The 13,940-nt window shown below is 63.4% G+C and carries 13 protein-coding genes; 8 read left to right on the top strand and 5 right to left on the bottom strand.

The window, feature by feature from the left end; translation table 11 throughout:
* The first annotated feature begins 14 nt into the window (after window positions 1-14).
* Window positions 15-1,319, top strand: a complete 1,305-nt coding sequence (locus NKI05_RS25530) for a PRC-barrel domain-containing protein (RefSeq protein ID WP_023693689.1) — start codon at window positions 15-17, stop codon at window positions 1,317-1,319.
* Window positions 1,320-1,415: 96 nt separating this feature from the next.
* On the opposite strand, the gene NKI05_RS25525 is transcribed toward NKI05_RS25530, so the two are convergent.
* The gene (locus NKI05_RS25525) at window positions 1,416-2,969 is read right to left on the bottom strand and encodes an alkaline phosphatase family protein (RefSeq protein ID WP_023816423.1); all 1,554 of its coding nucleotides are present in this window, start codon (window positions 2,967-2,969) and stop codon (window positions 1,416-1,418) included.
* A 217-nt stretch (window positions 2,970-3,186) separates the two neighbouring features.
* Here NKI05_RS25525 and NKI05_RS25520 point away from each other — a divergent pair, with 217 nt between their 5' ends.
* The 4 genes from NKI05_RS25520 (at window position 3,187) to NKI05_RS25505 (ending at window position 6,356) form a co-directional block, all read left to right on the top strand.
* Complete coding sequence (locus NKI05_RS25520; RefSeq protein ID WP_023816424.1) at window positions 3,187-4,119, top strand: VOC family protein; 933 nt, start codon at window positions 3,187-3,189, stop codon at window positions 4,117-4,119.
* Between the two features lie 4 nt (window positions 4,120-4,123).
* Window positions 4,124-4,756 carry an alpha/beta hydrolase gene (locus NKI05_RS25515; protein WP_023751668.1) on the top strand — a complete coding sequence of 211 codons (633 nt, stop codon included), beginning with the start codon at window positions 4,124-4,126 and terminating at the stop codon, window positions 4,754-4,756.
* Complete coding sequence (locus NKI05_RS25510; RefSeq protein ID WP_023751669.1) at window positions 4,749-5,048, top strand: GNAT family N-acetyltransferase; 300 nt, start codon at window positions 4,749-4,751, stop codon at window positions 5,046-5,048. Before NKI05_RS25515 ends, NKI05_RS25510 begins: the two co-directional genes overlap by 8 nt.
* 249 nt (window positions 5,049-5,297) lie before the next feature.
* Window positions 5,298-6,356, top strand: coding sequence for a dipeptidase (locus NKI05_RS25505; RefSeq protein WP_023751670.1), 1,059 nt, complete (start codon window positions 5,298-5,300; stop codon window positions 6,354-6,356).
* 3 nt (window positions 6,357-6,359) lie between these two features.
* Here NKI05_RS25505 and NKI05_RS25500 read toward each other — a convergent pair whose 3' ends face one another.
* The 4 genes from NKI05_RS25500 to NKI05_RS25485 are packed head-to-tail and all read right to left on the bottom strand — an operon-like array spanning window position 6,360 to window position 11,057.
* Window positions 6,360-6,605 (bottom strand): hypothetical protein, encoded by a 246-nt coding sequence (locus NKI05_RS25500; protein ID WP_023690115.1) that lies wholly within the window; start codon window positions 6,603-6,605, stop codon window positions 6,360-6,362.
* Window positions 6,606-6,607: 2 nt separating this feature from the next.
* Window positions 6,608-7,834 carry an aminomethyl transferase family protein gene (locus NKI05_RS25495; RefSeq protein ID WP_023701357.1) on the bottom strand — a complete coding sequence of 409 codons (1,227 nt, stop codon included), beginning with the start codon at window positions 7,832-7,834 and terminating at the stop codon, window positions 6,608-6,610.
* Window positions 7,835-7,885: 51 nt separating this feature from the next.
* Window positions 7,886-9,451 (bottom strand): phytoene desaturase family protein, encoded by a 1,566-nt coding sequence (locus NKI05_RS25490; protein WP_023751671.1) that lies wholly within the window; start codon window positions 9,449-9,451, stop codon window positions 7,886-7,888.
* Window positions 9,438-11,057, bottom strand: coding sequence for a phytoene desaturase family protein (locus NKI05_RS25485; RefSeq protein WP_023670078.1), 1,620 nt, complete (start codon window positions 11,055-11,057; stop codon window positions 9,438-9,440). Before NKI05_RS25485 ends, NKI05_RS25490 begins: the two co-directional genes overlap by 14 nt.
* A gap of 202 nt (window positions 11,058-11,259) precedes the next feature.
* Between NKI05_RS25485 and NKI05_RS25480 the strand changes: the two genes are divergently transcribed.
* From NKI05_RS25480 to NKI05_RS25470, 3 genes are read left to right on the top strand one after another with little or no spacing between them, the layout of a single operon-like run.
* The gene (locus tag NKI05_RS25480; RefSeq protein ID WP_023816426.1) at window positions 11,260-12,060 is read left to right on the top strand and encodes a class I SAM-dependent methyltransferase; all 801 of its coding nucleotides are present in this window, start codon (window positions 11,260-11,262) and stop codon (window positions 12,058-12,060) included.
* Between the two features lie 27 nt (window positions 12,061-12,087).
* Window positions 12,088-12,768, top strand: coding sequence for a transcriptional regulator BetI (betI, locus tag NKI05_RS25475; RefSeq protein ID WP_023708595.1), 681 nt, complete (start codon window positions 12,088-12,090; stop codon window positions 12,766-12,768).
* Between the two features lie 58 nt (window positions 12,769-12,826).
* Window positions 12,827-13,909 (top strand): ABC transporter substrate-binding protein, encoded by a 1,083-nt coding sequence (locus NKI05_RS25470; protein WP_023816427.1) that lies wholly within the window; start codon window positions 12,827-12,829, stop codon window positions 13,907-13,909.
* The last annotated feature ends 31 nt before the right edge of the window (window positions 13,910-13,940 follow it).

The following is a 13,940-nucleotide window of genomic DNA, read 5'->3' as shown; positions in this document are numbered from 1 at the left end:
GAGGAGACTTAATCATGATCCGCACACTGTTCGCGACGACCGCACTCGCAACGCTGATCGCTACCGGTGCGTTTGCGCAGTCAACGACGGCCCCGGCGACGACCCCAGCGCCGGCTGAAGCCCCTGCTACCATCGCGCCGGCGACACAACAGGCCGACGGCGCGCTGATGACCAATATCATCGGCGAGTCCGTCTACAATGGCACTGGCGACGATGCGCAGAAGATCGGTGACGTCAGCGACGTCGTCCTCGATGAAAACGGCCAGGCGAAATCCGCCATTATCGGCGTTGGCGGCTTCCTCGGCATAGGCAGCAAGAACGTCGCCTTCGACTACGGCAAGTTGCAATGGGTCGAGAGGAATGGTGACCGCTGGCTCGTCGCCGAGACGACGAAAGAAGCGTTGACGGCGCTGCCCGACTTCGACCGTAAGCCCTACGATCCGGCCTCGGCGCCTGCTTCCACGGCGCAGAACGACCCGCAGAAGCCGGTTGATCTCAACGCCGCGCCGTCAGAACCGGCGGTGAAACGCGCTGACGGCAATCTCGCAACCAACATCATCGGCGAGAATGTCTACAATGGCACTGGCGACGATGCCCAGAATATCGGCGACGTCAACGACATCGTGCTGACCAAGGATGGCAAGGCGCAGTCGCTGGTGATCGGCGTCGGCGGCTTCCTCGGCATGGGTGAAAAGAACGTCACCTATGATTTCGCCAAGGCGCGGTGGGCCGAAAAGAACGGCGATCGCTGGCTGGTGGCGCAGACGACCAAGGAGGAACTGCAGGCGCAGCCTGATTTCGACCGGAAGCCCTATGATCCGGCGCCCGTGACGACAACCTCCGACGCGACGCAGCCGACTGCTCCGGCTGCCCCGACGGCCGTTGCACCGGCTGACAATGCTCAGCCAGCGGACAAGACCGCGGAAGCTCCGGCCGGGACAAAGGCTACCGATCCGACGCAAACGGCAGCGATCGACAAGTCCACACTGACCGAAATGCCGGTCGGTAACATCAGAGGCGACGACCTGAAGGGCACCACCGTCTATGGCGCCAACGACGCCAAGGTCGGCGAGATCGGCGACGTCGTGCTCACGCCCGACAGCAAGCCGGATGCCGTCATCATCGATGTCGGCGGCTTTCTAGGCATCGGCGCCAAGGAGGTCGCGGTCGGCATGGACAAGCTCAAATTCATGACCGACAAGGACGGCAACAAATATCTCTACACCAACTTCACCAAGGAGCAGCTGCAGGCGCAGGCCGCCTATGACAAGGGCAGCTATGCTGAGAAGCGCGACCAGCAGCGGATGATGGTGCAGTAAGGGAATAGGCAGTAGGGATTGGGCAGTAGGCGAAAACCGAGTGACGAGGCATTAGCCGCCAGAACATTCTACTGCCTACTGCCTACTGCCTACTGCCTACTGCCTACTGCCTACCCACATACCCACCACCCCTTCGTCCGTCAGCTCTGCAAGCGCCAACGACTGGTCAAGATGCTCGGCGCGCCAGGCAAGCAGCCGCTCGGCAAATTCAAGCCGCACGCTGAGATAGGCCGGGTCGGCGGCAACGTTGGCCAGTTCGCCCGGATCCTTCTCCATGTCGAAAAGCAGCGGCGGCAGGCCGCCGCCGAAATGCACGTATTTGAATTTTTCCGTACGGATGACGGCGAGGTTGCACTGGCGCGAGCCGATGCCGAAATGCCGTTCGGCCTCACCGCTGGCAATCGAGCGGAAGTCGAACTCCCAATGCGCCGCGTCGCGCCAATCCTTAGGCGGTTCATCTTGCAGGAACGGTTTTAGCGAGCGGCCGTCGAGATGCAGCTGGGCGTCGGCGTCAAGCAGATCGAGCAAAGTCGGAAAGATGTCGACTGCCTCGGTGAAGTGGTTGACGATCGAGCCGGCTGCATTGCCGCGTCGTGGGTCGCGCACGATCAATGGGATGTGATAGCTGCCGTCGAAGAAGCCGCCTTTGCCCAGCATGAAATGGTCGCCCATCATCTCGGCGTGGTCCGAAGTCAGCACGATGATGGTGTCATCCCATGCATTCGCCGTCTTGATCGCTTGCCAGATGCGGCCAAGCTGCGCGTCGACCTCCGAGATCATGCCGTAATAGATCGCGCGGATGGCCCGGATGTTGTCGCCGCCCCAGTCGCGCACGTGGCCGTCGGTGCCGGGGCGGAAGCTTCTCCGCTTCTGGCGACCAAGGTCGTAAGCCAGATAGGGATGCCTTTGCGCCTCGGCCTGCCAAGTCTCGACATGGCGGAAGGGCGGTCCGTCCGCCGGATCATACAGAGTGTTGTAGGGCTGCGGTACGACAAAGGGCGGATGCGGGCTGATGAAGGAGACATGCGCGAACCATGGCGAATCCTGTTCGTCCAGCCAGCGAATGAATTCGCCGGCAAGAAAAGCGGTCGGCGTCTCGTCCCTGGAATAGACAGGCGGCGCGTTGGTCACGGCGTCGCCCGCTTCCCCGCCCACGGGACGGTGAATGCCGGGAGAGCCCGCGCTGGTGTCGACGCCACGTGCCTTCAGCCATGACAGCCATGGTTTCTGATGCTCAGGCAGGAACTGGCGCACGCTGAAGCCGGGCAGCACGCCCTCATAGCTTTTCAGCCGGGGATCGCCCGGCGCCATCGTGCGCGGATCGGGCGAGACGTCGGTGTAGCCGAACAAAGTCGGATCATAGCCGAGGGCGCGGGCCGAAAGCGCCATGTTGCCGTAGCGGGCGTCGAGCGGCGTGCCGTTGCGGCAGACGCGATTGTTCATCTGGTAAAGGCCGGTGTAGAGGCACGCGCGGGCCGGCGAGCAGGGCGCCGCGCCGCCGTAATGCCGCTTGAAAAGGACGCCTTCGGCGGCGAGCGCATCGGCATTCGGCGTCTTCACCACGGGATGGCCGGCAGCCGACAGGCAATCGCCCCGCCATTGGTCGCAGGAGATCAATAGGATGTTTGGGCGTCTGCTTTTCGCGGCCAATGCTCTATCCTGTCACGTCGGGAAGACGTTCAATGAACCGGAATTTGGCGGCAGCGCAAGCCTGTCAGCCCTGCCTAAATGGTGAACGAAAATTTCCTGCTGTTCACTATTGGGATACAGTCCATTCTGAGTTTGCCGCCTTTGCCATTGCCGGGCGGCCCCTCATATAGGCGTGGACAGCGGCAACGGCCGCAAACCCAAGGGAAGGAGCAAGACAATGCTCGACCAGATCAAGGGCCTGCATCACGTCACGTCGATGGCCGGCGATGCGCGGCAGAACAATGATTTCTTCACGCACAAGCTCGGCCTGCGCCGGGTCAAGAAGACGGTCAACTTCGACGCGCCAGATGTCTATCACCTCTATTATGGTGACGAGCACGGTACGCCCGGCTCGGTGATGACCTATTTTCCGTTCCCGGACATTGCCAGGGGCCGCCACGGCGTCGGCGAGGTCGGTACCACGGCCTATTCGGTGCCGGCCGGCACGCTCGGCTATTGGGAAAAGCGCTTCGCCGATGAAGGCGTTGCGGGTGTCTCCCGCGAAGAGACGTTCGGCGAGAAGCGGCTGGCCTTCGCCGGTCCCGACGGCGACGGTTTCGCGCTGGTCGAAGACAAAGCGGACAGCCGCGCGCCGTGGTTGAAAGGCGGCATTCCCGCTGATGAGGCGATACGCGGCTTCCACTCGGTCTCGCTCAGATTGAAGGATGGTGGCGCCACGGAAGAGCTGTTGAAGTTCATGGGCTATGAGCAAGTGGACAAGTCCGGCAATGTCAGCCGGCTGGCGGTCAAGAACGGCAACGGCGCTGATGTCGTCGACATCGAATCGCTGCCTACCGCGGGCTTTGCCAATCTCGGCGCCGGCTCGGTCCACCATGTCGCCTTCGCGGTGGAGAACCGCGCCCAGCAGCTCGAAGTGCGCAAGGCGCTGATCGATACGGGTTATGGCGTGACGCCGGTGATCGACCGCGACTATTTCTGGGCGATCTACTTCCGCACGCCGGGCGGCGTGCTGTTCGAAGTTGCGACCAATGAGCCGGGTTTCGACCGCGACGAGGACACTGCCCATCTCGGCGAGGCGCTGAAGCTGCCGACGCAGCACCAGCATCTGCGGCCCTATCTTGAAGAGCATCTGCAGAAGCTGGAGGGCTGAGACGATGAGCAAGGAAGCTTACATCCATAAGGCGCTGCCGGGTTCGCTCGGCGGCCCCCTGCTCTTCGTCTTTCACGGCACCGGCGCGGACGAGAGCCAGCTGCTGTCGCTCGGGCGCGACCTCGCGCCACAGGCGACGATCGTATCGCCGCGCGGCGATGTTTCCGAGCATGGTGCGGCGCGTTTCTTCCGCCGCACCGGCGAGGGCGTCTACGACATGGACGACCTCGCGCGGGCGACCGGCAAGATGGCCGGTTTTATCAAGGCGCAGGTGGCAGCGGCAAGGCCATCTTCGGTCTTGGGTCTCGGCTATTCCAACGGCGCCAACATCCTGGCGTCCGTAATGTTCGCCGCGCCCGAGCTGTTCGATGCGGCGGTGCTGATGCACCCGCTGATCCCGTTCGAACCGCAGGTGCAGGGCAGCCTTGCCGGACGCCGCATCCTGGTCACCGCCGGCAAGCGCGACCCGATCTGCCCGCCCAACCTGACGTCGCGGCTGGAAGCCTATTTGCGTGCCGATGGCGCCGATGTCACAGTGGAGTGGCACGATGGCGGCCACGAAATTCGGCCAAACGAGATCGAAGCGGCGAGGCGGCTTTTTGCCGATGCGCCGGTTGAAGGAGCAAGCGATGCCTGACGAATTGCCTGAGATCGAACTCGAGGACCGCGGCTCGAAGGGACGTTATGTCCTGCGCGGGCCCGGCGACGCCGAGGCGGAGATGACCTTCACCAAGGTCGGCGAGCACCAGATCATCATCGATCACACCGAAGTGCCGGACGTGTTTCGCGGCCAGGGCGCCGGCCTTCGGCTCGTCACACGCGCCGTCGAGGACGCGCGGGCAGTGGGCAAGAAGATCATCCCGCTCTGCCCCTTCGCCAACGCCCAGTTCCGCCGCCATCCGGAATGGGCGGATGTGCTGAAGCAATAGACCTTTTTCCCTTCTCCCCTTGTGGGGTGAGTTGCCGGTCGCCGAAGGCGAATTCATCGTGCCGGTGGCACGATGAAAGGCCGGCGAACGCCGGGACGCTGCGAAGCAGCGGGGACCCGGCAGGTGGTCGGAGCCGCTCAGCCACAAGAGCGAACGCCTCTCTGGCATTTGCGCAGTTCGGCCTTCTTGCCTAAGTACACAGTTCGCCGCGGTTCGTCCGCTCCTGCCAATTGACCGAATGGCTTCCTGATGACCGAACCCGATCTCGTCCCCGTCTTCGACGGCCACAACGACACGCTGCTGCGACTGTACCAGTCGAAAGACACAGACGTCGAAAAGCTGTTCATCGAGGGGACGCAGGGCGGTCATATAGATCTGCCGCGCGCCAAGAAGGGCGGCTTTGCCGGCGGCATGTTCGCGATCTTTCCACCGCCGGTCGAGAAGAGCAAACGCTCTGCGGTGCCGCCGGCGCCGAGCGACAATGAGCCGTTGCCGCCGGAACTGCCGCGCGCTGATGCGCTCAATTCCACCATCGGCATGGCCTCGATCCTGTTTCGGCTGGAGCGAGCGGGGGCTCTGACCGTCTGCCGCAGTGCCGGTGACATTCGCGAGGCGATGGCGAAAGGTTCCATCGCGGCGGTGTTTCACATCGAAGGCGTCGAGGCGATCGATCCCGAACTTACCTTGCTCGACGTGCTCTACGAAGCCGGCCTGCGCTCGCTCGGCATTGTCTGGAGCCGACCCAACGCCTTCGGCCACGGCGTCCCGTTCCGCTTTCCGTCGTCGCCCGATACCGGACCGGGGCTGACCGATGCCGGCAAGGCGCTGATCAAGGCCTGCAATCAGCTCAAGATCATGGTCGACCTGTCGCATCTCAACGAAAAGGGCTTTCGCGATGTCGCCGCACTCAGCGATGCGCCGCTGGTCGCCACCCATTCGAACGTGCATGCGCTGTGCACCCATTCGCGCAACCTGACGGACTGGCAGCTCGGCGCTATCCGCGAGACCGGCGGCATGGTCGGGCTCAACTTCGCAACCGGCTTCCTGCGTGAAGACGGACGGATGAACTCGGACACCAGCCTCGACATCATGGTGCGCCATGTCGACTCGCTGCTGCAGGCGCTGGGCGAGGACGGCGTCGGTCTCGGCTCCGATTTCGACGGCGCCATGATCCCGGCGGTCATCGGCGACGTTGCCGGTCTGCCAAAGCTGGTAGATGCGCTGGCCGCGCGCGGCTTCGGACGCGCGCTGATCGAGAAGATCGCCTATCGCAACTGGCTGAACGTTCTCGAAAGAACCATAGGCTGAGGCTTAAGCGCCCATGCGCTTCAGCCAATCCTGGCCGCCGCGATCCCTGATCATCGGCAGCGGGTTCTCCCAGTCCAGCCGCGCGCAGATGCGGTAGACTTCGAGCGTCTCGGCGCTCATTTCACCGCGCTTGTAGAAGTACATGGCGGCGGCATAGCGGGTACGACCCGACCATTTTTCGCCGAGCGGCGTGTTGACCAGCTGCCACTGTTCGGCGGCTTCCGTCTCATCATCCGGTTCGTCGGCCATGATCAGAAATCCGCTGGCGGATTGGCGGTGCGGCGGTCGAGCTTGATGAAAGGACGGGCCACCACCTTGGCCCGCTTCATCAGCTTCTGGTACTGCAACTCGCGCATTGCGTAGATCTCGACCCAGAGGTCTTCGACCATCCTATCACCATAGGGACGCGTCAGCGAGGCGATGGCGATATTGCGCTTGGCCATCGGCGACCACATGGCGGCGCTGACCAGCCCGACCTCCTGATGCTTCTTGTGGTAGACGATGGCGTGTTCGGCCGGGATGTTGCCTTCGATCTCCAGCCCGACCAGCACATGGCGCAGCTTGCGTTTGGCGCGCGCTTCGAGCATGGCGCGGCGGCCATTGAAATGGCCTTTTCCCAAATCGACCATAAAGCCGAGACCGATCTCGTCCGGCATGCGCAGACGGTCGGCGCGAATGGCATGCTCGGCGGTGGTGAAGTCGGCATTGGCGACGATGAGGCCGGCTTCCAGCCGGGCGCGGTTGAGGGCGGCGTAGCCGATGGCGCGGATGCCGCGCAGTTCGCCTGCCGTCATCAGGCGGTCCCAGAGGCTGAGCGCTTTTTCGGCCGGCACGAACAGTTCGTAGCCGAGATCGCCGGTGAAGCCAGTGCGCGAGATGGTGATAGTGCCGCCATCGTGCGGGAACTCGGCGAGATCGAACACTTTGAGTTTTTCAACGCCGGCAAAGCCGGCCTCGCGCAGCACGGCGAAGGAGGTTGGGCCTTGCAGAGCGAGACCAGCGACGCTTTCAGTCTCTTCTTCGACGGTCACTTCGAAACCGATGGCGCTGTCGAGCAGCCAGGGCAGGTGCCGCTCCTGCGAACACAGGCGGAAGCGGGTCGGCGACAGCCGGAACAGCGTGCCGTCATCGAGGACAAAACCTTCGTCGTCGCACCATGCGGTGTAGTGGACGCGGCCCGGTTTCAGCTTGGTGACATCGCGCAGCGTGACGCGATCGAGGAAGGCTTCGGCATCCGGCCCCTCGATGCGGTATTTGGTCATCGGCGAGATGTCGAACAAAGCCGCCTGGCTGCGGATGGCGAAATATTCGAGTTCCTCGTCCCACAGCGAACGCGGCGCGCGATAGCCGGCCCAATTGTACCAGTCCTGAGTTTTGGCCAGCGCATCGATGCGCGGCTGGAACGGCGTGCCGAGACGCAGTGTGCGGAAATGCGACTGCGCTGTGGTGCGGGCGGCGTTGTTGATCGGACTCGTCATGACGGCATTCCTTCGCCGTAAAGTGCGGCGTTGACTGGCTGAAACATCCGATCATCCCTTCATCGCGATGATGCGCCGCGCCGCATTCAAACCGGGAGCACCCGAAACGCCGCCGCCCGGATGCGAACCGGCGCCGGCCAGGAACAGCCCCTCGATCGGCGTGTCGTAGCCCGACCAGCCGGAGACGGGCCGCGACATCAACATCTGGTCGGCCTGCAATTCGCCGTGGTGCCAATGGCCGCCCGGCATGCGGCAATTGGCTTCGATATCGGCTGGCGTCAAAAGCTCGGCATGCAGCACGGACTTGCCGATACCGGGGGCGTACGCTTCGAGCTGCGCCATAACAGCCTTGAGGAATTTCGGCTTGCCGGCATCCCAACCCTCTTTCAGCGCATAAGGCGCGTATTGCACGATCGCCGACAGCACGCAGGCGCCGCTTGGCGCGAGCGACGGGTCGGAGAGCGACGGCAGTGTGATCTCCATCACCGGTTCGGCTGAGAACTCGCCATATTTTGACGGGTTGAAGGCGCGCTCGACATGGTCGGCCGAGGGCGCGATGACCAGACGGCCCTTGTGATTATCGGCGCCGACGCCGGAAAATTGCGGTTGCCGTTCGAGCGCCAGATGGAGCTTCGCCGCGTCGCCCCTCATGCGGATGTTCTTTACCTTGCGCACGAAACCCGTGTCGATCTCGCGCGGGCCGACGAGATCGAGCATGGTCGTCGCCGGGTTGATGGCGGAGACGATCGTTCTGGCGTGCAGCACCTCGCCGCCGTCGAGGGTCACGCCGAGGGCGCGCCCTTTCTCGACGACTATTCTGGCCACGGGCGCTGCCGTGCGGATGGTGACGCCGGCTTTCTCCGCCGCCGCGCGAATGGCGGCAACGACCGCACCCATACCACCTTTCGGCAGCATCTGTGCCCCGGCCGCACCGTCAGTCTCGCCGGCCAGCCGGTAATAGAGGCCAAGCAGCGAGGTCGGCGAACGCGGGCCGAGGTGGCTGCCAAGCGTGGCGTCGAAGGCAAGCAGGCCCTTCAGCCTGAGATCGGCAAGCTGTTCGTCGAGCAGGTCGGCGACGTTCAACAGGAGCACCCGCAGGAAATCGCGCATGTCTTCCTTGCCGAGCTTTTTCAGCGCCACGGCCGTCTGGCCGAGCGCTGCGGTTTCAAGCAGCGACATGCCACCGAGATCGGGCGGGCGCCGCGACAGGAACGGTTTCAGGATGCCGGCATAGCGCATGAGTTGCGCGCGCAATTCCTTCCAGGCGGACTGCTCGGACGGAGTGGAGCCGGTCAGCACTTCGCCATAGGCGCCATGCAGGACAAGCGGCGGGCCGTCCCTCGCCAAGGCGACCGACGGAATGAAGTCTGCGCGGGTGACCTGCAGCCCGTGTTTCTCCAGCTCCAATGTCTTCACCACGTCGGGGTGCAGGCGGTTCAGCACATGCGCGATCGAGGAGACCCGAAAACCTGGCGCAAACTCTTCGGTGCGCGCCGCGCCGCCGACATCGCCGGCCGCTTCCAGCACCAGCACCTTGCGGCCGGCTTTCGCCAGAGTGGCGGCAGCGACAAGGCCGTTATGGCCGCCGCCTATGATGATGGCATCAAATGACGTCATGGGCCGGGCTCATATGGGAGGTCGATTTGGCGAGGTCGCGCAGGATCTCGGCTGCCGCATTGCGGCCGGGTGCGCCCATGACGCCGCCGCCGGGATGTGTCGAGGAGCCGCACATATAGAGCCCGCCGACCGGCGAGCGGTATTGTGCGTAGCCCGGCACCGGCCGGTTGAACAGCAACTGGTCGAAGGTCAGCTCGCCCTGGAAAATGTTGCCTTCGGTGAGGCCGACCTCGGCTTCGATCTCGCGCGGCGTGCGCACCTCCATATGGACGATGCGGTCGCGGAAGCCTGGCGAGTATTCGGCGATCTGCGCAACTACGCTTTCGGCGAAACCGTCGCGGTCGGCATCGGTCCAGTCGCGGCCGTTCACCTTGGGCGGTGCGTACTGCACGAAGCAGCTCATGAAATGCTTGCCCGGCGGCGCCATGGTCGGGTCGAGCGTCGTTGGGATGACCATGTCGAGGAATGGGTCGGCCGACCAGCGACCGGCCTTCCAGTCGTCATAGGCGCGCTCCATGCGCTCCATGGAATCGGTGAAATGCATGTCGCCGCGATAAACGGGTGAATCCTTCGGCAGTGCCGGGAATTCCGGCAGAGAATCCAGCGCGATGTTGACCTTGCCGGAGGAGCCGCGGATCTTGAAGTTCCTGACCCGCCGCAGGAAAATGTCGGGCAGTTCCTTCTCCTCGACCAGTTTCAGGAATGTGCGTTTGACGTCGGCGTTGGAGACGACGAGCTTGCCGTAGACCTCCTCGCCGCCGGCCAGCACCACGCCCTTGGCCTTGCCTCGGCTCACCAGCACATGGTCGACCTCGGCGCCGGTGCGGATAGCGCCGCCGGACGCCTTGAATGAAGCGGCGAGCGCCTTGGTGACGGCGCCCATGCCGCCGCGCGCATAGCCCCAGGCGCCGACCGAGCCGTCGACCTCACCCATATAATGGTGCAGCAGCACGTAGGCTGTGCCGGGCGACATCGGCCCGAGCGCGGTACCGATAATGCCGGACAAAGCGAAGTTCGCCTTGATGACATCGGTCTCAAAATATTCGTCGAGGAATTCCGAGATCGACATGGTCCAGAAGCGCAGCGTCAGCGCCATTTCTTCTGATGACAGGCCGACGAACTTCTTGCCGAGATAGAGAAGCTCTCCGAGGTCGCGCGGCTTGAGACTGGCCGGGTCCGGTGCGGTGCGCATCAGCAGCGGCTGGATGAAACGGCACTGCCGCGTCACGTCGCGCGAATAACGGTCATAGGCCTCGGCGTCGCGCCTGGAGAAGCGGGCAAATTCGCGCCGGTGCGCATCGTGATCGCGGTAGTTGGCGAGGTAGTCGCCATCGCGCGTGAACACGGCGCCGCCCTCATAGGAAATCACCTGCAAGCCGAAGCGCGGCAGTTCGAGGTCGCGCATGATCTCGGGGCGAAACAGCGAGCAGACATAGGAGCAGTTGGAGTAGAGGAAGCCCGGCGTCAGCTCGCGGCTGGTGGCGGCGCCGCCGACCCAGTCGTTCTTTTCCACCACCAGCACGTCGAGCCCGGCGCGTTGCAAATAGCAGGCGTTGACCAGGCCGTTGTGTCCGCCGCCGATGACGATCGCATCCCAAGCTTTCATTCGCGCCCAGCCTTCATGGTGCTCGACCCTTCATTTTTCGCGTGATTTGTCGCCGAATGCGCGGAATTTGGCACGGCAGCGGCTATTCTGTCCAGCCGTTCTGAATGAATGTTCAACAAATTATATTGCGTTTTCCTGTTAATACGCTACGCTTTGCCGGCATTCGAACCTGCGCAATTCGGCTGATGGGACTTAAAGTCTGATGATCGAAACGGCAGATGGCGAGCCGGAATATGACGACGCCGCGATCCGCTTCCTCGAGGCGCTGTGGGGCGAGGGTTATCTGTCGCCGGGCGGACCCGACGAGGTCGACCGGGTGGTCGAAGGCCTGTCGCTCAAGGGCAAGACGATCCTCGACATAGGCTGCGGCTCCGGCGGCATCGCGTTGCATCTGATCGAGCGCCACGGTGCAGCCCATGCCACCGGCTTCGACATCGAACGCCCGGTGATCGAGGCGGCCAGAACGCGGGCTGCTGCACGCGGGCTCTCAGACCGCGCCAGCTTCATCCAGGCGTCACCCGGAGCGCTGCCTTTCACCGATGGCGCCTTCGATGTTGTGTTCTCCAAGGACGCGCTTTTGCATGTGCGTGACAAGGACGCGCTGTTTGCCGAAATCTTCCGCGTGCTGAAACCGGGCGGCGTCTTTGCCGCCTCCGACTGGCTGATCGGCCATGACGGCGAGCCGTCATCTGAGATGAAGGCCTATGTCGCGGCCGAAGGCCTGTCCTTCGCCATGGCCTCGCCGGCACGCTATGCGCAAGCGATGCGCAGCGCCGGCTTTGCCGATGTCGCCGTCAGAGACCGCAATTCTTGGTATCGCAAGGTCGCGCGCGGCGAGCTGGAAAGGCTGAAAGGCCCGCTCTACCAGACGGCGGCAGCCGCAGTCGGAGCGGCCTATATCGACAAGAACATACGAACCTGGGAGGCCATGCAGAAGGTGCTTGACAGTGGCGAGCACCGTCCCACTCATCTTCGCGGGTGGAAGCCGGCTGTGGTGGGATAGCCGGCAATGTGGAGCATGACGGCACCGATGAAAGCTGCAGCGCGCGAAGAGCGATCCTCCGACACGTCTGGAAAAACCGAACCGGAAAAACGCGGCCGCAAGGCGTCGAAGGAGGTCAGGCAACAGCAGCTGATCGAAGCGACCATCGATTCGCTGGCCAAGCGCGGTTATTCGGAAACGACGATGGCCGATGTCGCTGACGGCGCCGGCCTGTCGCGCGGCATCGTCAACTTCCATTTCGAGAGCAAGGAGAAGCTGCTCGTCGCCACGCTTGCCTATATGGCCGACGAATATGCGGCGCATTGGCGCGTCGCGCTGACCAAGGCCGGCGAGGATCCAGCCCGGCAGCTGCGGGCGCTGGTCGCCGCCGATTTCGACCGTTCGATCTGCAACAAGCGCAAGCTCGCGGCCTGGTGCGCGTTCTGGGGCGAGGCCAAGTCGCGGCCGACCTACCAGGCGCTGTGCGGCGCACGCGACGCGGCCTACCAGAAGATCTTCATCGACCTCTGTGCCACGCTCAAGCAGGGCGGTGGTTATGCCTATGAGCCGCAGGTCATGGCGCTCGCGCTCAGCGCCATGCTGGAGGGCTTGTGGCTGCGGCTGATGATGGGGACCGAGGACGTCACCCGTGAGAGCGCGCTGCAGGCGGCAAACGAATTCCTGTCGGCCGCCTTTCCGAAACACTACCGGCCGGGCAGCGGACGTTGACAACAACCGGCAGATCCAAGCCGGAGCGAACAATCAAAAACAAAGAGGATGGAACAGCATGAAAAGAATAACCCGACGCCTGACACTGACATTGGCGCTGACGGCGAAGCTGGCTGGTTCGGCCGCGGCGATTGCGGTCGCCGCCGACAAGGACCTGATCGTGTTCGACTGGTCGGGCTATGAGGACCCGAGCTTCCACCCCAAATATGTCGAGAAGAACGGCGACTCGCCGACCTTCGCCTTCTTCGGCGACGAGGACGAAGCCTTCGAGAAAGTGCGCTCCGGTTTCAACGCCGACCTTGGCCATCCCTGCTCGCAGAGCGTGACAAAGTGGCGTGAGGCGGGGCTGCTGCAGCCGCTCGACACCTCGAAGATCACCGGCTGGAAGGATCTCAATCCCGGCATCATGGCGATGAAGGATCTGGCCACCACGTCGGACGGCAAGGCCTGGTTCATGCCGTGGGACTGGGGCAACACCCAGCTCACCTACAACTCCGACAAGATCGACGCGAAGGATGTGCAGTCGCTGAAGGCCTTCGCCGATCCCAAGTTCAAGGGGCGGGTCTCGATCGGCGACAATGTCGACGACGCCTATGCGCTGGCCAGCCTTGCCATGGGGCTCAAGGACTGGACCAAGATGACGGACGACCAGTTCAAGCAGGCGTCCGACTTCCTGCGCCAGGTGCACAAGAATGTCCGCTCCTACTGGACCGATACCACGGACGTCGTCCAGTTGCTGAGCGGCGGCGAGGTCGATCTCGCCTGGGCATGGAACGATGCCACGGTACAATCCGTCGCTGCCGGTGTGCCGATCAAGTCCAAGAAGGATACGGACGAAGGCATCTCGACCTGGGTCTGCGGCTACGTGCTGTTCAAGGACGCACCCGGCAATGTCGACAAGGCCTATGACTACCTCAACGCGATCAACGATCCCGAGACCGCCAAGGTGCTGGTCAAGGACTGGGGTTATGGCCAGGCCAACGCCAAGGGCATGGCCGGCGTCGACCCGGCGATCCTGAAAGAAAAGGGCTATGACGACGTGCAGAAATTCGTCGACAAGACCCTGTTCCAATCGCCCGTGCCGTCGTCGCTCAAGCTCAAGATGATCGCCGAATTCGAGAAGATCAAGGCAGGCTACTAAAGCTCTGTCCGGCCTCCTCCGTCTGCCTGTC

It is taken from the genome of Mesorhizobium sp. M0771 (assembly GCF_040320155.1).
Classification (GTDB): Bacteria; Pseudomonadota; Alphaproteobacteria; order Rhizobiales; family Rhizobiaceae; genus Mesorhizobium.
The sequence above is the reverse complement of the archived record's forward strand: the minus strand, read 5'-3'. Positions and strand labels throughout refer to the sequence as shown.